Source organism: Mariniphaga sediminis, from assembly GCF_003573545.1.
GTDB classification, from domain to species: domain Bacteria; phylum Bacteroidota; class Bacteroidia; order Bacteroidales; family Prolixibacteraceae; genus Mariniphaga; species Mariniphaga sediminis.
Genome location: NZ_QWET01000021.1, coordinates 41,751 through 60,586, shown reverse-complemented (window position 1 = coordinate 60,586; position 18,836 = coordinate 41,751). Strand labels below are relative to the sequence as shown.

Here is an 18,836-nt window from a genome sequence, read left to right as displayed (position 1 = left end):
TCTGACATTCCGACACAAATTAACTCAATTGTTTTCTTCAAAAAAGGATTTGTTTTACTGGATTATATTCAACAGATTGAACGGCATATGTATGAAAAAGCTTCCATTAAAAGCAATCTGAACGAGATGAAAGATTTTCATTCGATTATCCTTTTCAGTTTAATTACCAACGAGTTAAACAATACATTTACCTACGGCGAACTGTGCGATTGTAAGAGAAAAGCAAGAAAATCATTACATCTTACATCGGAGAAAGAAGTGTTGTTTAATCAGATTATCTGGCTGACTTCGTCGCATTACGAATTGGAATTTTCGTTGGATACCAACACTTCAGAGCGGGTAATTTTTCCGATTTCGGCAAATGAAAAAAATGGAGTTGAGGATGCAGGTTTTGTAAAATTTGTTGATGATGACGGTAAAATAAGTTATTATGCAACTTATACGGCTTATGATGGTACAACTATAATGCCCAACTCCGAAGAGCGCGGGAAGGGTATGTGCCCAACGTAGTTTATTCATGCGGTTCAATGATTCATAACGACGAATTGATTATACCTTATATTTTGTCGGATTATGATTTCACCTATGCCAATGTTAACCTGCGAGCACTGTTAAATGAGTGGAGAGATTCATAAAAAATGGAAAATTCTAAAGAAACCGACAAACGACGGTGCTTTGAGATAGCAGCAGTTTTAGCAACCGGTTTAATGAAATTTATTTTAATAGACTGGCTGAATCTCCGTGCATTTTATATTGCAGCTGCATGCATTTTTTGGTCAGTTTACATTTATAAAAGGTATCGGGAAAATCAGTTCATTTCACAACAATGGGGCTTTCGGAAAAACAATTTCAAACATACGTTCTTTTTTATTTTGCCATTTGCGTTGGTTATGTTTGCAGTCATTGTTTGGTATGGTATTTTTTACAATGCCATCTTTCTTAACTGGCATGTGATTCCCGTTTTTGTGTTTTATCCGGCATGGGGAATTATTCAGCAATTTCTGATGGTGGCGCTGGTTGCCGGAAATTTGCAGGCAATTAAAACGATAAATTTCAGTAAATCTCAAATATTCCTTTTAACTTCCACAGTGTTTGCATGGGTTCATTATCCCAGTCTGCCTTTAATGGTTTTTACTTTTTTTATGGAACTGGTATTTCTTACCGCCTGGTTTAAATGGCGAAATCTTTGGGCTTTGGGTCTTTACCACGGATGGGTGGCCAGTTTTTTTTTATTTTTCGTGTTGGACCGGGATTTGTGGAATGAAATGTGGACGGTATTTCAAATATGAAAAAACCGTTTCAGGTCGGTTGCTTTTTTCAGCCGGTAATGTATATACAGCAGGAGTATTGAGATAAATGTAACAGAAACCATCACAATCAGACTCCATCCAAAATAAACTGAGCTTTGGAAATAAACGGAAATCATTCCTTCAACACATATACACAGCAGTCCGGCTGCAGTCAAAGAAAAAGCGATAATATTCAAGCCTTTTTGCTTGGCTTTGCGCACCAGAAAAATGAGTGTAAAAACGGTTAAATATGCAGCAAAAATAATTGGGATTCCCAGTTTTATTTCCCAGCCGGTGTTACCGGCATAAATATCGAAAAGCCTAAAAAGGCCTGTTACCGACAAAAAACTTAAGATAACCATGAGTATAATTTTTTGCCGCAAAAATGTATTCAATGTAAAATTGATAAACAAAACCAGGCTAATTGTGGCCGGGTATTTTGACCAGGTGATGTTTTGATTTCCAATAAAATCGATGAGTGAAGTGATAATAATACCGGAAATAAGAATTAGTGCCGATATTTGCCAAAAAATTTTTCGTTTCTGAAATCCGGTCAATTTCTGATAATCTGTGAGCAGTTTTTCCTGCCTTCGTAATTTTCCCGATTTTATGATAGCCGCACTATCGGCTGCATTTTCGAGTAGTAACTCACCGCATAACGAACAAAAATTGGCGTTTTCTTCTACTTCCACTCCGCAATTCGGACATTGTACCATAGCCTTTTATCTATTTGTTTCCCATTCAACCGAAATATTCTGATCGCGTAAAAACTGCATAAACTTTTTTTCAAATTCAAGCGATTGTGTAATGTTGCCAAAGCTCAACACCAGGTTATCGCCAAATCCGGCTACTCCGCAACTTATCTTCAGCATTTTGTTGGGTGGTGGAGGTGTCATTATAAAATAATTGATCAATTTGCCGGTTTCATCTGGAAGATCTATTTTTCCCAGATTGGTAAGCACTCCGCTATACTGGCTTGTACCCAGCGAGTAGTATTTCATGCGCAGGATCAAACCCTTCAAAAAAAGTGGTATTCCCCTGATAAACAGTTTCCTTTCACTTCCCACATTTCTTGAAATGTTTTTATGGATTAACTTTTCATCGGTTTCCAATTTTGTTTGGTGATAGACCGATTTAATTATCTCATCGAACTCATAATGCCCCAGACGCAAATCAATTTCCGGCATCACAAACAACGAAAAATTCCGCATGGTTTTCGACGGAAAAATATTTCTCAAATTTACCGGCACCTGCACACGAAGCTTTTTCCGTTTTTTATGGTTGCTAAATGCATTCAGGCTTTCATAAATCTCCTGCAAAATAAAAAGATAAACCGAGGTAAGATAAACCGTTATACTTACTCCTTTGGCATGTGAAATCTCCTTCATTTGTTCCAGAGGCATCATTGCGTTTAACCGGGAAAAGCGGGAAGATGGTCTTAAAGAAAAGGGCAGGTGAAAAGCTTTTGATCGTTTTACCATTGGCGGGATTTCGGCTTTAAAAAAACGGTTGTAAGCATCTTCGTACTCTTCAGCCAGAATGGCTGTCGGTTCGTTAAAATGATATTCGGAGGGAATTTCTGTCCCGCATTCGCCTGAATAAGCAATGAGAATGGTTTTGAAAAATTCCAGAGCCCCACTGCCGTCGGTTAAAATGTGCGAACATTCGATGCTGATGTTGTTGCCTTCTACCGGAATCCGTATTAAAAGGCTTCCTTTTGGAAATTTCCTACAGGGAGGTTTATCATCGGGCTCAACGGAAATGTGTTTCGAAAGATACTCAAGGTAGTACCAGAAAAATCCTTCTTTTAGTTGTACCCTAAAAAACGGAAACCGCTTTTCTGCCTGCAAAACTGCTTTTCGAAACGGTTTTATCTTAACGGGTTGTTTTAATCTGGCCGTCAACCTGAAAACGGCAGTAACATTTTCGTTGATAATAGCCGGATATATTTTCGCAGCATTATCCAGAGCAAACCAGAATTTGCCGGAATTTGGAGCCGTATTTTTGATTTCAGTGTCCAAATAATAAATCTTTGATTTAAAAATTACCCCGTTTATTGTTCAAATCTATGAATTATTTGGGAATCTGAATAGTATCGCTAAATAGGACAACTAAATGTGTGAATGATGTAACTCTTATTTAGAATTATGTAACACTTTCCGTGCCTTTTCAAAGTAACTTTATTCAAATAATTGAAGCGCTATTTAAGATTAATAAAAACAATAGGATGAAAAATTCACTTTACATCATCGCAGGGCTACTCGTACTTCTTTGGGCCATTATAACGTTTGGGTTTCACTCATTTCGCTATATTGATATCTTACTTCCTCTAGCCGTGTTTATAATACTTCTTCGAATCCTTTTTACAAAAAAACAAAATTGAAATAGTTAGAATGATAAGAATTTAAATGAACAGTTAATATACAATTATGGAAACAAAATTTGACATGAATGAATGGGGAAGAATAAAGGAAAAGCTTAAAAATAAGTATCCTGAGCTTACCGATGCTGATATGTATTGGGGACGCGTTTCGGGAGAAGACCTGATACAAATGATTTCATCCAAATTAGGTAAAACAAAAAAAGAACTGATGGATGAAATTGGCTCATTGGAGTATACTTCGTAAAAACAAACAAGCTAAAAATATTAAAATGAATTATTTGTATTTAATCTTTCCGATAGTAATCTTTTTGCTATTAGGAATCAGAATTGTAAGACCCACTCACCGCGGTCTTATTGAGCGACTTGGAAAATATAAGAAACTTGCGGACCCCGGGTTTCATTGGATTATTCCGGTTGTAGATCGCATTTTTATGGTAAATATTACAGAACAAATGGTTGACGCCGAACCTCAGGAAATTATCACCAACGATAACCTGAATGCTAGCGTAGATGCTCAGGTATATTTTCGTGTAAAAGCGGACGAGGAAAGTATAAAAGGTTCAACCTATGATGTTGACAATTACCAATGGCAGATTGTTAATCTTGCCCGTACAACACTCCGTAATATTATAGGCACACTTACCTTAAAATCGGCAAACAGCGAACGTGGAAAAATAAATACCGAACTGCATGAAACCCTGCATAAAGAAACCAAAAGCTGGGGAATTGAAATTATACGTACTGAATTAAAACAGATTGATCCTCCCTCTGATGTGCAGGAAACCATGAACAAAGTGGTGAAAGCGGAAAATGAAAAAATTGCAGCCATCGATTCTGCTACTGCGGCCGAAACCGTCGCCGACGGTGTAAAACGCGCTAAAATCAAGGAAGCTGAAGGGTACAAACAGTCAAAAATTTTACATGCCGAAGGTGAGGCAGAAGCTATAAAACTGGTCAACGAGGCTGCCGATAAATATTTTATTGGAAATGCCCAGTTATTGCGAAAATTGGAAGCGCTGGAGGCATCGCTGGAGAACAATGCCAAAATTGTTATTCCAACCGGCTCCGATTTGGTGAACATCATAGGCGAAATGGCTGGTATTATTCCCCTGGAAAGAAAACAAAAAGAGAAATGATTACAAGAAAAACCTTTTTGAAACGATTTTTTAGAGGTATTGAGGGAAGAACCAGGACAATATATCAACATGAAAAAATGAAAAAAATATTGATTGCACTGGACTATGATCCAAGTGCCCAAAAAGTAGCGGAAACAGGTTTTTCATTTGCCAAAACAATGAAGTCCGCAATAACATTAATGCATGTACTGGTAAATCCACAGGATTATAAGTTAACTGAACCCATTAAGGTTATGGGTTTTGCAGGTCACTTGGATACCAGTAAAGTGATGCAGGAGGAGACTTTTAATCCTGAAAAAGTGGGCATTCAATTTCTTGATAAGTCAAAACTTTATCTTGGCGATAATAGTATTGAAACGTTGATTAAAGAGGGTGATTGTGCAGAAACTATTTTAAAGGAAGCAACCAGAATTAGTGCGGATATTATTGTCATGGGTTCGCACAGCCGTAAATGGTTTGAAAATACAACCATGGGAAGCGTAACTGAAAAAGTTTTACAAAATACAACTATTCCGGTTTTGATTATCCCAACAAAAAAGCAAAGTAAATCCTGAATTCAACGGTATTAATGAGGGGATTGATTTCATTAAAATACAGTGATCAAAACGCCTGAGAGAAATAAAACAGTAATGAAAACAATAAAAATAGAATATCATGAAATCAGTAAAACGGTTAGGAATATGGATGGATCATTCAACTGCCAATATATTTGAATTATTAAATGACACGGTAATATCAAAAACGCTGGAATCAATTCCGGCCTTCCCTGACCAAGTCGAAAATCTGAGATTGGATGAGAGCCTGATGCACAATAAAGAGCAAAATCAATATGCGGATTTTTACAAAAAATTAAGTTACATTATCAACGATTACAGTGAAGTACTCCTTTTTGGACCCACTGATGCCAAATCCGAATTATTCAACGTGTTACAAAGTAACCGCAAATTTGAAAAAATAAAAATTTCTGTTCAACCTGCAGATAATATGACCGATAATCAACAAAAAGCCTTTGTGAAAGACTTTTTTAACACTCCCGATAAAGAGTAAAACAATGGACGTTGCTATTAGTTTTGCCCGCCCCAACGATAATACTGTAAGGTGTAATAAACCAAAAATTAAATAATACGTAAATTTAATAGTGTACTTTTAGCACACTAAGGGTAGACTTGAATTGAAGTTATATATTAAAAATATGGTTTGCATTCGCTGCCAGATGGTAGTTAAAGCTGAATTGAAAAAGATTGGGCTGCCATATACTTATGTGAAAATAGGGGAAGCTGATATTATAGGTAATGTGGAAAGGGAACAGCTAAAACAGTTGGGTCTGGCATTAAGAAAAACAGGGCTACTATTAATGGATGATAAAAAAAGCATTCTGGTTGAGAAAGTAAAAAGTGCAATTATCGAACTGGTGCATTACACCGAGGAACAGATTAAGGTAAACCTTTCTGATTACCTGAGTGAAAAACTTAATTACGATTACACTTACCTTGCCAATCTTTTTTCGGAAGTGAAAGGTATTACTATTGAAAAATATTACCTGACCCATAAAATTGAAAAAGTAAAAGAACTCATTGTTTATGATGAACTTAATCTTTCTGAAATCGCTTACAAAATGCATTACAGTAGTGTTGCCCATCTTTCAAACCAGTTTAAAAAATATACCGGATTAACTCCTACCCATTTTAAAATGCTCAAAAACAAACGCCGTGATACCCTTGAAGATGTGTGAATAATGTAAATATTCTTCAGAATTGTGTAACACATTCCTCAACCTTAATCACGAAATTTACGCTTAAAGTGTTGCTTTAGAATTGTTTTCTCAAAAAAGGATGGCAATTACAATGCTTTTATATGATAATTCAATAAATATTAGAAATGAAAGTATTATTGGTCTATCCGAAATGTCCCGACTCTTTCTGGAGTTTTACCCATGCCTTGAAATTTATCTCTAAAAAAGCTGCAGTACCCCCACTTGGTTTAATTACTGTGTCGGCAATGCTGCCAGATACGTGGGAGAAAAGACTGGTGGATTTGAATATAACCACACTTCGGACAAGTGATGTTCAGTGGGCTGATTATGTTTTTATCAGCGCCATGTATATTCAAAAAGAATCGGTAAACAAGGTAATTGAAGAAAGTAAAAAATGGAACAAAAAAATAGTTGCTGGAGGCCCGCTTTTTACACAGGAACATCAGAATTATCCGGAAGTTGATTACTTTATTTTGAATGAAGCAGAGATAACCATGCCCTTTTTCCTGGCTGATTTAAATGCAGGACAACCGCAACGGATTTATGCTACGGATGAATATGCTGACCTTTCATTAACACCGGTTCCCGATTTCCATTTGTTGTCGGTTAAAGATTATGCTACTATGAATATTCAGGTTACACGCGGCTGTCCGTATAACTGCAATTTTTGTGAAATTACATCACTATTGGGGCATAAAATGAGAATGAAAAATACGGCCCAGATCATACGCGAACTGGATTTCTTGTATAATACCATTCATTGGCGCGGGGCAGTTTCAATTGTTGACGATAATTTTATCGGGAATATAAAGGAAATAAAAAAGAACCTGCTCCCGGAAATGAAGAAATGGATGCAAAGTCACAAATACCCCTTTAATTTTAGCATCCAGAGTTCAATAAATCTTGCGGATGATAAAGAGCTTATGTCGCAATTGATTGATGCCGGTTTTAATGCTGCTTTTATTGGCATAGAAACACCCGATGAATTATCTCTTCAGGCATGCAATAAAGTGCAGAACAAAAACAGGGATCTTATTCAAAGCGTTAAAAAGATACAACAGGCTGGAATTCAGGTTTCAGGTGGTTTTATTGTTGGCTTCGACAGCGATACACCGTCTGTTTTTCAGCGCCAAATCGATTTTATTCAGAAAAGTGGAATTGTTTCGGCCATGGTTGGATTATTGAATGCACCTAAAAACACTAAACTATACAAACAGTTAGAAGCAGAAAACAGATTAACCATTGAAGCCACAGGGAATAATACTGATTCATCAATGAATTTTATTCCCAAAATGGATTACAATGAGCTTCAGGAAGGTTATAAAAGAATAATCACCAATATTTATTCGGTAAAGCCCTATTACCAAAGGGTTAGGCGGTTATTACTGAATTACAACCGGTTGGCTAAAGGACAAAGTAGAATAAAATTTAACCTGCTGATGGCTTTTCTAAAATCGGTTTTTGTTATTGGTTTTCTCAGTAAGGGAAGAACCGAATACTGGAAATTTATGATTTGGATCCTTTTCAACAAACCAAAACTAATGGTTGATGCAGTTACATACACGGTTTACGGATACCATTTCAGAACCATTTACGGACTCAGACAAAAAAAGCATAAATATTAAATTATCAAGGAAAAGTTATTGTCAATTTTACAACAGAAATTAAAAGTTTGGTAAACGAATATTTTAGCAAAAACAACAATCAACCGTATGGTATTCAAAAAATTTCCGTAAAAACTATTTTCATGACCTTACTGTACATTTCTCCTTCTATCCTGATGATTTCAGGACTGGTTCCTTCAGTAATACTTGCATTAGTATTCAGGCTTAATATGGGATTGGGGATGGTTCCCATGCACGATGCCAATCACGGTTCTTTTTCGAAACACCGGTGGGTGAACAAGTTATTTGGAAATTCTTTATATCTGCTGGGTGAGTTTCCTCCTAACCGGCACTATCAACACAACATGATCTATCATGGATTTGCCAACATCGAAGGGCAAGACGAGGATATCGCTCCTCCGGGAATCTTAGGGTTTTCGCCTCACCATCCATTAAAAAAAGTAAGGTAATGGAGGTTTAGATGAATGAGCTTGATAAAAAAATCAATGAATTTAAAATCTGGTACGATCAAAAACTGGACTTTCATAACGCATCTGTAAAATTTTTCTGCCGCGTAATTTCTTCTATTCCCAAAGTGGAAACAGTCAATGGCAGAACTAAAAGCTTTAATGAATGCATCAGCAAATTTGAGAGAAAGTACCTGCCTTTGCTGAAACCGGATGATGATATCACAAAAATCAGCGATTGTCTTACTGACCTGATTGGAATAAGGGCTGTGTGTTTTTACAATGAAGAAGTGAATCAAATAAGGCGGGGACTTAAAAGATACTTTACTGAAATTGAAACTACAGATAAAAGCAGTCAGTTGGAAAAAACAGATGACAAATTCGGATATAAAAGTTTGCATTTACAACTGATTCTGAAAAGCAAACTGGATGGTGTCCCTGATGCGCATAATTTTAAAGGCATTAAAGTTGAACTCCAGATTCGTACAGTGATTCAGGATGCGTGGAGTGTTTTAGATCATAAAATTAAATACAAAAAAAGTATTCCTCAATCACTTAAGCGCCGGATAAATCGCTTATCAGCATTGTTTGAAATAGCGGATGACGAATTCTCAAACATAAAAAATGAAATATTTCACGCCGAAAAAAAAATTAGTGATCGTCTAAAAAAAGGTGACAGAATAGAAACAAATAAATCATTGGATGTTTTTCGGTTTTTATTTATTGCCTTAAAATATTTTCCCGCCTATAATTTTGTTGAATTTAAGGTGGATGGTTTTGTTCAGGAAATATTGCAATTGAGAAATAGTTTTACAGAAGGTCAATTAAATGAAGCAATCCAAAATTATCTTACCATTGCCAATTCAATAGAAAAAGAGATAAAGCAAAGCTTGAATCCGTACACAAAAATACGCTATTGTTTATATCGTTCAGATATTAACAATTTTGCGAAAATTTTATCCGGTCATCAACGTAAAATATTTACAGCATTCGATAGATTATAAACTGCATAAACTTCATCTCAGAAGTTTGTATAAATGCACTACAGCAGTGTGACTCATCTCTCAAATCAGTTTTAAAAATATACCGGACTACCTCCCATTCATTTCAAATAGCAAAAAAAACAAACGCCGCGAGACACCTGAAGATGTGTGAATAATCTAAACCCTTCAGGTATTTAATAAAACTAAAATACTGGTTACCATTTTTCAAAATGTGTGAATGATGTAAATTAAAACATCAATTATGTAACTCTTTTGAATTGAGCAGAAGTAACTTTGTTAAGAATATCAAAGTTGGAAACTGATGCAAACAAATGAAATTGAAAAGTCGGAAATCCATATTCTCATCAAAATCATTGAGTATGTCCCCAATTCAGTGGTTAGCAAAACAATTATCCGAAAAACTACAGGGAATATTAGCGTTATTGCCATCGACACCGGCGAAGCGTTGGCAGAAAAAATTTCTCCGTTCGATACTTTTATTCAAATTATTGAAGGAACCGCCGAAGTTGTAATTGATGATCAGTCAAACATACTTCAAATGGGACAAGGTATTATTATTCCGGCACACTCATCAAATATTGTGCGGGCAAATGGTCGGGTTAAAATGATTTCAACAGTAATTAAAAGCGGATATGAAGGGAGTACATTATAATAGAAATATTTAAAAATAAATATGATGACGAAAAGTAAAGAAGGAAAAGAAAGAAGAAACATGAAAAAGGAAGCTGTAAAAAGCCTTAAAGAAAAAAGAGCCGATAAAGCGGTAAAGAAAGCTGTGAAAAATGATTCAAGCATAATCTGATTTTTCATTTTAATAGAATTCTAAAGGGAAAGATAGGGGATGAAAAAACAGTAGAGAACAATTTAAAACATAAAAATGGAGAACAAATATAAAGCAGGTGATATTGTGCAGGCAAAGGTTAATCCAACCCTGAATTTGCTCGTCAGGCGCTATGTTGCCCGGATTTATTATTGTCAGATACAAGAAGACCTTACGCATAAAGAATTGGTCTATTTTGAACGGGAACTCATTCCACCCGGCAAAAAAGATATAGGGAAATTACTTTCTAAAACCCAGTAACTTAAAAATGATAACCATGGCAAAGGAGTTTTGGTAAGTAAGATTAGGGTTAATTTCTGTTTTGTGTCTTAATTTTCTGCCTTTCGGCAGACAGGTTTTGTCTTTATTCTAATATTTGTCTACATGAAAATCTCTTATATTGCAACATATCCAACCCGCGAATGCGGCATAGGAACCTTCACAAATAATCTGTTTAAATCAATGTTAGCGCACAATCTGAAAAATGAACATGTGCTTGAAGGTTTTGTGATTGCAATAAATGACAATGATGTCTCATATAAATACCCTGAAGAAGTTAAAGTTACCATCCGGCAAGAGCATCAGGAAGATTATTTAAAAGCCGTAAAATACATTAATCTCAGTGGTGCGGACGTTTGTATTTTACAGCACGAATTTGGCATATTCGGAGGACAGAGTGGTGTTTATATCCTTCCTTTGCTTCACCGGCTTGAGATTCCACTTATTGTTACACTTCATACCATACTCAAAACACCTTCGTACAATGAAAAGGCAATTTTGAAAGAAATTTGCAAAATGGCTCATAAAATTGTAGTAATGAGCCACAAGGCAGTTGAGTTTCTGGTAAGTGTTTACGATGTGCCCAAAAAAAAAATTGCACTGATTGAACATGGCGTCCCTGATATCCATTTTAGTCCCGAAAAATCGAAAAAAGATTTTAAACTTGAAAAAAAGAAAGTACTGCTTACTTTTGGTTTTATCGGACGAAGTAAGGGCATTGAAACTGTAATTAAAGCATTGCCGGAAGTGGTTCAAAAATTTCCGAATCTAATATACATCGTTTTGGGTAAAACCCATCCCAATGTGCTAAGGCATTCTGGCGAAGAATACCGAATTTTTCTTCTTCGTTTGGTGAAAAATCTTCAGCTTGAAAATCATGTTATATTTCTAAACGAATTTATCGACGAGCAGGATTTATTCAAGTATTTATATGCCTGTGATATTTACATTACACCTTACTTGAATGAAGCCCAAATTACCAGCGGAACCCTTTCGTATGCTGTCGGAGTGGGTGCGGCCGTTTTATCTACACCTTACTGGCATGCAGCTGAATTGCTGGCTAAAGGTAGAGGCAGGTTATTCAATTTTAATGATTCGACAGAACTTGCGAAAACCTTAAACGAACTTCTTGATAAGCCTGAAGAACTAAGTAAACTAAAAAACAAAGCCGGCGAATATGGGAAAAAAATTACATGGCCACAAATTGGGGAAAGATATGTAGCACTTGTAGAAAATATAATGAAGGATGAGCACTCAGTTGCCCTTCAAAAAGAAACGGAGCCTGATTTGCTTATTCTTCCCCCCTTTTCGCTTGCGCATATTAATAGATTGACTGATGATACCGGCATTATTCAACATGCTAAGTTTGGTATTCCGAATTTAAAGGAAGGTTATTGCCTGGATGATAATTCGAGGGCTTTGTTAATGGTTTTAATGGCATACCGACAGAAAAAAGATATGCGGGCGCTTGAATTGTCCCCCATTTTTTTAAGTTATATCCATTACATGCAAAACACAAATGGTACTTTCAGGAACTTTCTGAGTTTTAACCGGAATTTCTTGGATAAAATTGGTTCAGAAGATTCGTTTGGCAGAACAATCTGGGCGCTTGGGTATTTGTTGGGAAATGCTCCCAACGATGCTTACTATCAGACTGGTAAATTGGTATTTTTTAATGCATCGCCCAATTTTGAAAAATTAAAATCCATTCGGGGAATTGCCAATACAATGATTGGAATCAGTTATTACCTGAAAAGCAATCCTTCTGACGATTCCATGACGGAAAGGTTGAGGAACCTCTCGAATGTATTAATCAAACATTATAGGGAAAACCAGACCCCTGATTGGAATTGGTTTGAATCGTTGCTGGCTTATGACAATGGAATTTTGCCTTTGGCATTGCTGCATTCAGCCGAAATACTGAATGACGATAAAATTACGCAAATAGCTATCACTACCATGAATTTTCTGACCAGTCATACATTAAAGGATAACTACCTTTCGATAATTGGAAACGAAAAGTGGTATAAAAAAGAGGGCGAACGTTCTGTCTTTGCGCAACAGCCCATCGATGCAATGTCAATGGTTTTAATGTATCACCAGGCATATTCCGTGACAAACGACAAGGATTATCTCAATAAATTATATACATCTTTTCTGTGGTTTTTAGGTGAAAATGATTTGCGGATGAGTTTGTATGATTTTGAAACCAAAGGATGTTGCGATGGGTTCGAAAGTTATGGAGTAAACCGCAATCAGGGCGCTGAAAGTTCGCTCGCTTATTTAATTTCACATCTGACAGTATTGCAGGCCTACGAAGAGTTTCACAGATCGGATTTAAAATTGGTATGAAAGGCTCTGTGAATAAGATGAGAATGTTGTTCGTGCCCATCATCCAAACCACCCATAATTGATTTCACCTTGAGAGTTTTTAATACCTGGTAAAATTAAGGGACACATTTTTCATCGCTCCGCCTGCCGAGGGAAACAATAAAACAATACCACGACGGATGGCTCAATTTTGTTCCTCCGGCCCTTTATTGTTCCATTGATAAGTTATCATTTTCACATAAACAGGAGCTTACAACCAAATGCTTTGAATTACGGGCAAATTACGGGAGAAATACCTTCTACCGCCCAAGAATTTTCCGAAAAGGTTCCAGCTTTTCAGAAAATTCTATTTCACTTTCATTCACCCACTCTGAAAACCGCGAGTTCAGACTCGCCCTGTTTACCTCCCGGCCATTTAAAATAAATGTGGATTCGATAAATTTGAACAGAACTTCTTTGCGTTCCTTTTTAAAATCTCTGATTCCTCCATTTCGTGAAGGTCGCAGGTTGTAAGAATCAGGTTTAATTCTTCCCGATCAGAATCAGAAAACCCTAAATCCGGTAAATGAATTCCACAGATGTTACTGCGTTTAAAATGAAAACAGGATACAAGCTCGTTCCGATGAAGTCGTATGGCTTCATGCCAGGAACTAACAAAAACTAAAATGATAAATAGTATTATCAAGGTAGCCGAAATATATATTATGATTTTGAGAACCGGATATCCCCATGCCCAAAACATGGTTAAAATAGTAATAGAGCAAACCAGCATGATAAACAGAATCATGGAAGTATGATTCCTTAAAACCTGTGTACTGAGTAATCTTTTCCCTTTTCGGTTGAGCAGATACAGTAACCTTCCTGTTTTCTGAATAATAATTTCCATCTACAATGACTTTTTTGAGTAAAAACTGGCTTTGTTTTCTGTTTTCAACAGCATTGAAAATCAAGAAACTAAAATTACTGAATCAGATAGATGAAAACAAGGGAAAGCTGTTGTAGTGGCAGCATTTGTCGTTGTTTGGATGGTATTAGACTTCGAAATGTTGGATAACATTCAAAATCCATCGATTATGTAGTGATATGTAATGGTTGATTTTGTTGTACCTATGTTGTACACATGTAAAATAAAAAGGAGTCAGATTTCAATCTAACTCCTTCATTTTCAGCCGTCGGGGTAGCAGGATTCGAACCTGCGACCCCCTGCTCCCAAAGCAGGTGCGCTAACCGGACTGCGCTATACCCCGTTCATACACTGAAATTTCAGCGTTATGTTTTAAGAACTAAAAAAATACTCCTCCGCAAAAGCTTTGGAGTATAAAAGCGGTGAGGGCGGGATTCGAACCCGCGGTACAGTATTACCCGTACGCCGGTTTAGCAAACCGGTGGTTTCAGCCACTCACCCACCTCACCTTTTTTCTTTTCACAGAAAGATGACTGGTTTCGTATCCGGTACCTACCGGTTTAACCACTCACCCAACTCGCTGTTTATATTATTTGTGGAAAAGCTGCCAAATACTTTCAGCGTGAAAGCTTAGCTACTTCAACATTTCTATCGTATAAAAGAACTCCTGTTTTTCGTGCGTGCAAATGTATTAATTGTTTTTTCATTGTCAAAATCTTTTTTCAGCCAAAAGAACAATTTCTGATAAAAAATAACCGGCCTGCATTCTTATTAATGACAGACCGGCTACGAATCGACAAGTAAAAAATCTAATTTTCGTGGTAAACCAATACCGGTTTATGGAAATGTGTTAACACACTTTTTGTTTCATTCTGAGTAAACATTTCCTCAAAAAAGCCCTTTCTTTCCTTCATAATAACAAGTAAATCAGGATCATTTTCTCCGGCAAATTCTTCAATGGCGCTTACCGTATCTTTATTATTTTTAAGGCTGAATGATAGTTTTCGATTCCCGGTTTCTTCCTTTACGATTTCCTTAAAACCGGTCCACATTAATTTTTCCTCAAATCCATAATTTTTTTCATTATGCAACACAGTTATCCTGGCATTTGCCGAATTATGAATCAAACGGAGAAGATGTTTCAGGGCATCTGCGTCTTCCGGATTAAAATCGGACGCATATACCACTTCCTTCAATACAGCATGACGTGCATTTTCCGGAATTACAAATACCGGACAACCTACATGTTCTATCAGGTTGGGGTACCCTACCAGTCCGCCGGATGCTTCAGAATAACTTTGATGATTGCTAATAAACAATATCAAACCAGGTTCTTTATCCAATTCATTCTGTACTACATCAATACGGTTCATTTCCGTTACATGCACTTCAAAAGAAATTTTTACGGCATGTTTTTTCATGTAGTCGGCAGCCACCTCCCTGATTTTTGTTTCAGCCACTTTAAACTCTTTCCTGGCATTTTTCTCCACGGCAACCAATGCAGGGTTCACCGGACCGGTAGCTCCTACCATAAACGATTGTCGCATCCAGTCAAAATCAAATACATATACAATTTTCAAATTTCGTTTCAACCGGTTGCTAAAAGAAAAAGCATACGCAACCAAATCTTCCATATTTTTGTACGAATCGAGCAATAATAAATTTGTTTCCATGACAATACAGCTTATAAATTAAAATCCTACTCTTCGGGAGTATGATGTTTCCGGCGTGAGTGAATAAGCCGGAGTAGCAGGCGCGATCCTACATCGAAAGCCGTATCCCTCAGTTTGTCGGTAAGATTGTCAATTATGTCGGCTGTCGACTCGGCCAGTTCTTTTTCATACAATTGTTCCTGGAACTCCAGCTTCTGCCTTACCAGGCGCAACTCACGCATATTCTTAATCGTTTTCATGTGTTTTAATTATTCTTTTTTAATGGCGCACACATGCCTTGCCGACTGATAGAGTCAGACAGGGAATTCGCCACACAAGTATCTTCCTGTTTTTGATAATTTCGCTCACGGACATTTCATCCTGGCATTATTCTTCTTCCTCAAATAATATTTTCGAAAAGTTTTTAATAACCGATCCGGTCACAATCTGTTTTCGCAAAAGGATAAAAACTAACGCTGTCAGAATGAGTACGCCACCTGCAATGAGCATTCCTTCCACATAGTTATTATAAGTTTCACCATACCAAACGGCGAATGCTGCAGCAGCAAAACCAATTGCCAGCATGGAAAACATTAAAACAACCAGGAAATTGAATAGATAGGATGTAAACCTTGTGATTTTCTCCAGAAACGTAAGTTTTACCAGGTCAATCTTTGCCTGGACATAACTTTTTACGGAGCCGTTCAACTCTCCTAAGTTTTTTGTCAGTTCTTTACTCATTGCATCAAAATATACGGTTAAACAGTCAGATTCCTTTTTCTAGTTGGTTGCTTTCGCTGATTCTGCAGCAGTTTTTTCCTTCACTTTTTCTTTTACCTTTTCTTCTGCATCTTTGGCTTTACCACGCATTTCATTCACCACCTCATTTACCTGTTCTTTCAGGTGGTCTACTTTTTCACTCAGCGTATCGGTAATGTCTTTCGACACATTCTTTACTTTTTTTGAGATTTCTTTCCGTGTTTTCGAACCCTTGTCGGGCGCAAGTAAAATTCCGGTTAAAGCTCCTGCTGCCGCTCCGGCAACAAATCCCAACAATGCATTTCTTGTTCCTTTTTTCATGGCATCTTCATTTTTAATGTTAATACTTCTATTTATTTCTCTCTTGTTCATTCTTCTTTATGAAAAAAGTATTCCAGCTTCCGTCCCCACCCGGACAAAAAAAACAAATACTGAAAATCAGAAAGATAAACGTCTCTGGAAACCCAGAATACAAATAGAGGTGAGGAAAGGTTTCCTCAACCTGTGGAAAGAAATCAGATGATTTCCACAAAACCCTATCCCCTATTCAGTCCGATTGCCCGGTAATTAGAAATTCAATATAGTTGGATGGAATCGGTTTTACCAAAAACGCGCTTACAAAAGGATATTGCATAACCTGGTTGCGCAAGGCATTGTTATTTTCATTGGTACACACAATGATTTCAGACTTTTTCAGGAAATTTTTCAACCCCGAAATTTTTTCCAGAGAGGACACCAGTTCTTTACCCAAAATTTTCTGGTCCAGCAGGATGTAATCCAACTTTTCATTGTGGGGAATAACCTGTTTTTCAATAAAATGAATAGCATCTCCAAAATCATTAAATCCGAAAAAACAATGCCCAATCTTCTTATGGGTTAACGTTTTTTTCTGGAGATCGAGGAAGGAGGGATCGGAATCAACACACAACACCTTTTTTCTTTTTTGCCTCATCACAACGCTTGTTTTTGTAAAAGAAAAAAGTCAATTTCTATTCCAAAAAAACTCCGGGTGCGAACAACTATTTTAAAAAACCTTTCTTTTGATTTTTTTAGCTACAGAAAATACTGTTTGGAAGTTAACCCGGGTTAGATATCGATACCGTATTGCCTGATTTTATTGTAAAGTGTTTTTCGGTCAATATTAAGCGTTCGGGCTGCCTTCGATTTGTTATATCCGGCTGCTTCAATGGCTTTGATAATGATCTCCTTTTCAGCGCCGGAGGTCAATTTTTTCAATGTTTGTTCCTGGTTATTTTCGTTAATTCCTTCTCCTGGAAAAGTCTGCACAGATGAAAACTGTACAATTTCTTCCGGAAGTGCCCGGGACGAGAGTATCTCTCCGGAAGAAAGCAGCACAGCACGCTTCACAACATTTTTCATTTCTCTCATGTTTCCGGGCCACTCGTAGCGAAAAAATATTTCCCGTACATCGTCCGAAAATTGTTCAACCTGCTGATCCAGTTCTTCATTAGCCAGTTTCCTGAAATGATCGGCAAAGAAAAGAATGTCTTCCTGCCTTTTTCGCAAGGGAGGCAAAACAATTTTAAATTCGTTGATGCGGTGCAGCAAATCTTCCCTGAAGTTATTCTCTTCCACCTGCCGGGTCAACGTTTCGTTAGTAGCGGCAATCACCCTTACATCCACTTTCACCGGTTTGTTTTCCCCAATCCGTGTAACCGTTTTTTCCTGAAGCGTGCGAAGCAACTGTACCTGCACACTGTAGCTGAGGTTTCCTATTTCATCGAGAAAAAGAGTTCCACCATCGGCTTGCTGAAAAACTCCGGTTTTATCGCCCACGGCACCGGTAAACGATCCTTTCACATGGCCGAAAAGTTCGCTTCCTGCCAGTTCTTTTGGAATAGCGCCGCAATCAACCGCCACAAAAGGTTTATTCTTCCGGCTGCTATTCCGGTGAATATACCGGGCCACATATTCTTTTCCTGTTCCGGTTTCCCCCTCAATCAACACCGACATTCCTGTAGGAGCCACCTTTTTCGCAAATTTTACAGCCTGCTTAAACCCCGGATTTTCTCCCACCAAAAAATCTTCGAAAACATCGGAGGAACCGCTTTTTTTTGTGGTGCCGGTCAACTGCTTTGCCAGGCTCACAATTTCTTCGTGTTGCAACGGCTTGGTCAGGTAATCGTACGCGCCCTGTTTCATTAGCTTCACCGCCATACGCACATCGGCATAAGCCGTGATAATTACCACCGGGATACGTGTATCCATCTGCTTTACTTCCCGAAGGATTTCCAACCCATCTTTATCGGGAAGCCTGAAGTCACACAAAACCAAGCTGAACGATTTCTCCTTCAGCAACTTTAGGCCGGCATTTCCCGAAAAAGCAATTTCCGTACGGAAACCTTTATTGGCAAGTTGTTTTTGAATTGCCTTACAAATAAATATATCGTCGTCGATGATGAGAATTCTTGCCATTGGATTGCCGTTTGAACAA

Annotated in this window: 23 protein-coding genes and 2 tRNA genes; 14 read left to right on the top strand and 11 right to left on the bottom strand. The window is 37.3% G+C overall.

What is annotated here, in order from left to right:
- Positions 1 to 126 precede the first annotated feature (126 nt).
- Both D1164_RS19990 and D1164_RS19985 read left to right on the top strand, forming a co-directional pair.
- Positions 127 to 510: a glycoside hydrolase family protein gene (locus D1164_RS19990; RefSeq protein WP_147372240.1), complete on the top strand. Its 384-nt coding sequence runs from the start codon at positions 127 to 129 to the stop codon at positions 508 to 510.
- A 128-nt stretch (positions 511 to 638) separates the two neighbouring features.
- Positions 639 to 1,289: a CPBP family intramembrane metalloprotease gene (locus D1164_RS19985; protein ID WP_119351679.1), complete on the top strand. Its 651-nt coding sequence runs from the start codon at positions 639 to 641 to the stop codon at positions 1,287 to 1,289.
- On the opposite strand, the gene D1164_RS19980 is transcribed toward D1164_RS19985, so the two are convergent.
- Positions 1,280 to 2,005 carry a DUF6320 domain-containing protein gene (locus D1164_RS19980; protein WP_119351678.1) on the bottom strand — a complete coding sequence of 242 codons (726 nt, stop codon included), beginning with the start codon at positions 2,003 to 2,005 and terminating at the stop codon, positions 1,280 to 1,282. The genes D1164_RS19985 and D1164_RS19980 overlap by 10 nt on opposite strands.
- Before the next feature lie 6 nt (positions 2,006 to 2,011).
- Entirely contained in the window at positions 2,012 to 3,310 is a 1,299-nt protein-coding gene (locus D1164_RS19975) for a hypothetical protein (protein ID WP_119351677.1), read from the bottom strand.
- A gap of 408 nt (positions 3,311 to 3,718) precedes the next feature.
- On the opposite strand from D1164_RS19975, the gene D1164_RS19965 reads away from it, so the two are divergent.
- The 12 genes from D1164_RS19965 (at position 3,719) to D1164_RS19915 (ending at position 13,087) form a co-directional block, all read left to right on the top strand.
- Positions 3,719 to 3,916 carry a general stress protein CsbD gene (locus D1164_RS19965; protein WP_119351675.1) on the top strand — a complete coding sequence of 66 codons (198 nt, stop codon included), beginning with the start codon at positions 3,719 to 3,721 and terminating at the stop codon, positions 3,914 to 3,916.
- Between the two features lie 25 nt (positions 3,917 to 3,941).
- Complete coding sequence (locus D1164_RS19960) at positions 3,942 to 4,808, top strand: SPFH domain-containing protein (protein WP_119351702.1); 867 nt, start codon at positions 3,942 to 3,944, stop codon at positions 4,806 to 4,808.
- Entirely contained in the window at positions 4,805 to 5,362 is a 558-nt protein-coding gene (locus tag D1164_RS19955; RefSeq protein ID WP_119351674.1) for a universal stress protein, read from the top strand. The genes D1164_RS19960 and D1164_RS19955 overlap by 4 nt, the downstream gene beginning before the upstream one ends.
- 100 nt (positions 5,363 to 5,462) lie before the next feature.
- Positions 5,463 to 5,855: a hypothetical protein gene (locus D1164_RS19950; protein ID WP_119351673.1), complete on the top strand. Its 393-nt coding sequence runs from the start codon at positions 5,463 to 5,465 to the stop codon at positions 5,853 to 5,855.
- 145 nt (positions 5,856 to 6,000) lie between these two features.
- On the top strand, positions 6,001 to 6,540 hold the full coding sequence (locus tag D1164_RS19945) for a helix-turn-helix domain-containing protein (RefSeq protein ID WP_206611076.1): 540 nt from the start codon (positions 6,001 to 6,003) through the stop codon (positions 6,538 to 6,540).
- Positions 6,541 to 6,686: 146 nt separating this feature from the next.
- Entirely contained in the window at positions 6,687 to 8,186 is a 1,500-nt protein-coding gene (locus tag D1164_RS19940; RefSeq protein ID WP_119351671.1) for a B12-binding domain-containing radical SAM protein, read from the top strand.
- A 122-nt stretch (positions 8,187 to 8,308) separates the two neighbouring features.
- Positions 8,309 to 8,635 (top strand): fatty acid desaturase, encoded by a 327-nt coding sequence (locus tag D1164_RS19935; protein ID WP_147372239.1) that lies wholly within the window; start codon positions 8,309 to 8,311, stop codon positions 8,633 to 8,635.
- A 125-nt stretch (positions 8,636 to 8,760) separates the two neighbouring features.
- A complete protein-coding gene (locus D1164_RS19930; RefSeq protein WP_172594549.1) occupies positions 8,761 to 9,636 on the top strand; it encodes a GTP pyrophosphokinase in 876 nt (291 codons plus the stop codon).
- Positions 9,637 to 9,937: 301 nt separating this feature from the next.
- Complete coding sequence (locus tag D1164_RS19925) at positions 9,938 to 10,288, top strand: cupin domain-containing protein (protein WP_119351668.1); 351 nt, start codon at positions 9,938 to 9,940, stop codon at positions 10,286 to 10,288.
- Between the two features lie 24 nt (positions 10,289 to 10,312).
- Positions 10,313 to 10,438: a hypothetical protein gene (locus D1164_RS24130; protein ID WP_262707174.1), complete on the top strand. Its 126-nt coding sequence runs from the start codon at positions 10,313 to 10,315 to the stop codon at positions 10,436 to 10,438.
- A 75-nt stretch (positions 10,439 to 10,513) separates the two neighbouring features.
- Entirely contained in the window at positions 10,514 to 10,717 is a 204-nt protein-coding gene (locus D1164_RS19920; RefSeq protein WP_119351667.1) for a hypothetical protein, read from the top strand.
- A gap of 123 nt (positions 10,718 to 10,840) precedes the next feature.
- A complete protein-coding gene (locus D1164_RS19915; protein ID WP_119351666.1) occupies positions 10,841 to 13,087 on the top strand; it encodes a glycosyltransferase family 4 protein in 2,247 nt (748 codons plus the stop codon).
- 394 nt (positions 13,088 to 13,481) lie between these two features.
- Here D1164_RS19915 and D1164_RS19910 read toward each other — a convergent pair whose 3' ends face one another.
- The 9 genes from D1164_RS19910 to D1164_RS19870 all read right to left on the bottom strand — a co-directional run bounded on the left by D1164_RS19910 (position 13,482) and on the right by D1164_RS19870 (position 18,817).
- Positions 13,482 to 13,952 carry a hypothetical protein gene (locus D1164_RS19910; RefSeq protein ID WP_119351665.1) on the bottom strand — a complete coding sequence of 157 codons (471 nt, stop codon included), beginning with the start codon at positions 13,950 to 13,952 and terminating at the stop codon, positions 13,482 to 13,484.
- 286 nt (positions 13,953 to 14,238) lie between these two features.
- A tRNA-Pro gene (locus D1164_RS19905) sits at positions 14,239 to 14,313 on the bottom strand.
- Between the two features lie 77 nt (positions 14,314 to 14,390).
- Positions 14,391 to 14,479 (bottom strand) — tRNA-Ser (locus D1164_RS19900).
- 300 nt (positions 14,480 to 14,779) lie between these two features.
- Positions 14,780 to 15,643: a universal stress protein gene (locus tag D1164_RS19895; protein WP_119351664.1), complete on the bottom strand. Its 864-nt coding sequence runs from the start codon at positions 15,641 to 15,643 to the stop codon at positions 14,780 to 14,782.
- A 26-nt stretch (positions 15,644 to 15,669) separates the two neighbouring features.
- Positions 15,670 to 15,882, bottom strand: coding sequence for a hypothetical protein (locus tag D1164_RS19890; RefSeq protein ID WP_119351663.1), 213 nt, complete (start codon positions 15,880 to 15,882; stop codon positions 15,670 to 15,672).
- A gap of 127 nt (positions 15,883 to 16,009) precedes the next feature.
- A complete protein-coding gene (locus D1164_RS19885; RefSeq protein ID WP_119351662.1) occupies positions 16,010 to 16,363 on the bottom strand; it encodes a phage holin family protein in 354 nt (117 codons plus the stop codon).
- 39 nt (positions 16,364 to 16,402) lie between these two features.
- Positions 16,403 to 16,702 (bottom strand): YtxH domain-containing protein, encoded by a 300-nt coding sequence (locus D1164_RS19880; protein WP_172594548.1) that lies wholly within the window; start codon positions 16,700 to 16,702, stop codon positions 16,403 to 16,405.
- 226 nt (positions 16,703 to 16,928) lie between these two features.
- Positions 16,929 to 17,333: a response regulator gene (locus tag D1164_RS19875; protein ID WP_119351660.1), complete on the bottom strand. Its 405-nt coding sequence runs from the start codon at positions 17,331 to 17,333 to the stop codon at positions 16,929 to 16,931.
- 134 nt (positions 17,334 to 17,467) lie between these two features.
- Positions 17,468 to 18,817 (bottom strand): sigma-54-dependent transcriptional regulator, encoded by a 1,350-nt coding sequence (locus D1164_RS19870; RefSeq protein ID WP_119351659.1) that lies wholly within the window; start codon positions 18,815 to 18,817, stop codon positions 17,468 to 17,470.
- Positions 18,818 to 18,836: the final 19 nt, after the last annotated feature.

Excerpts from the sequence above, each read along its gene's own strand:
- D1164_RS19895 (WP_119351664.1), bottom strand. The coding sequence starts at position 15,643 with ATGGAAACAAATTTATTATTGCTCGATTCGTACAAAAATATGGAAGAT.
- D1164_RS24130 (WP_262707174.1), top strand. The coding sequence starts at position 10,313 with ATGACGAAAAGTAAAGAAGGAAAAGAAAGAAGAAACATGAAAAAGGAA.
- D1164_RS19920 (WP_119351667.1), top strand. The coding sequence starts at position 10,514 with ATGGAGAACAAATATAAAGCAGGTGATATTGTGCAGGCAAAGGTTAAT.
- D1164_RS19960 (WP_119351702.1), top strand. The coding sequence starts at position 3,942 with ATGAATTATTTGTATTTAATCTTTCCGATAGTAATCTTTTTGCTATTA.
- D1164_RS19935 (WP_147372239.1), top strand. The coding sequence starts at position 8,309 with ATGACCTTACTGTACATTTCTCCTTCTATCCTGATGATTTCAGGACTG.
- D1164_RS19985 (WP_119351679.1), top strand. The coding sequence starts at position 639 with ATGGAAAATTCTAAAGAAACCGACAAACGACGGTGCTTTGAGATAGCA.
- D1164_RS19980 (WP_119351678.1), bottom strand. The coding sequence starts at position 2,005 with ATGGTACAATGTCCGAATTGCGGAGTGGAAGTAGAAGAAAACGCCAAT.
- D1164_RS19880 (WP_172594548.1), bottom strand. The coding sequence starts at position 16,702 with ATGAAAAAAGGAACAAGAAATGCATTGTTGGGATTTGTTGCCGGAGCG.
- D1164_RS19925 (WP_119351668.1), top strand. The coding sequence starts at position 9,938 with ATGCAAACAAATGAAATTGAAAAGTCGGAAATCCATATTCTCATCAAA.
- D1164_RS19965 (WP_119351675.1), top strand. The coding sequence starts at position 3,719 with ATGGAAACAAAATTTGACATGAATGAATGGGGAAGAATAAAGGAAAAG.
- D1164_RS19955 (WP_119351674.1), top strand. The coding sequence starts at position 4,805 with ATGATTACAAGAAAAACCTTTTTGAAACGATTTTTTAGAGGTATTGAG.
- D1164_RS19945 (WP_206611076.1), top strand. The coding sequence starts at position 6,001 with ATGGTTTGCATTCGCTGCCAGATGGTAGTTAAAGCTGAATTGAAAAAG.
- D1164_RS19885 (WP_119351662.1), bottom strand. The coding sequence starts at position 16,363 with ATGAGTAAAGAACTGACAAAAAACTTAGGAGAGTTGAACGGCTCCGTA.
- D1164_RS19875 (WP_119351660.1), bottom strand. The coding sequence starts at position 17,333 with ATGAGGCAAAAAAGAAAAAAGGTGTTGTGTGTTGATTCCGATCCCTCC.
- D1164_RS19910 (WP_119351665.1), bottom strand. The coding sequence starts at position 13,952 with ATGGAAATTATTATTCAGAAAACAGGAAGGTTACTGTATCTGCTCAAC.
- D1164_RS19990 (WP_147372240.1), top strand. The coding sequence starts at position 127 with ATGAAAGATTTTCATTCGATTATCCTTTTCAGTTTAATTACCAACGAG.
- D1164_RS19940 (WP_119351671.1), top strand. The coding sequence starts at position 6,687 with ATGAAAGTATTATTGGTCTATCCGAAATGTCCCGACTCTTTCTGGAGT.
- D1164_RS19890 (WP_119351663.1), bottom strand. The coding sequence starts at position 15,882 with ATGAAAACGATTAAGAATATGCGTGAGTTGCGCCTGGTAAGGCAGAAG.
- D1164_RS19915 (WP_119351666.1), top strand. The coding sequence starts at position 10,841 with ATGAAAATCTCTTATATTGCAACATATCCAACCCGCGAATGCGGCATA.
- D1164_RS19950 (WP_119351673.1), top strand. The coding sequence starts at position 5,463 with ATGAAATCAGTAAAACGGTTAGGAATATGGATGGATCATTCAACTGCC.
- D1164_RS19870 (WP_119351659.1), bottom strand. The coding sequence starts at position 18,817 with ATGGCAAGAATTCTCATCATCGACGACGATATATTTATTTGTAAGGCA.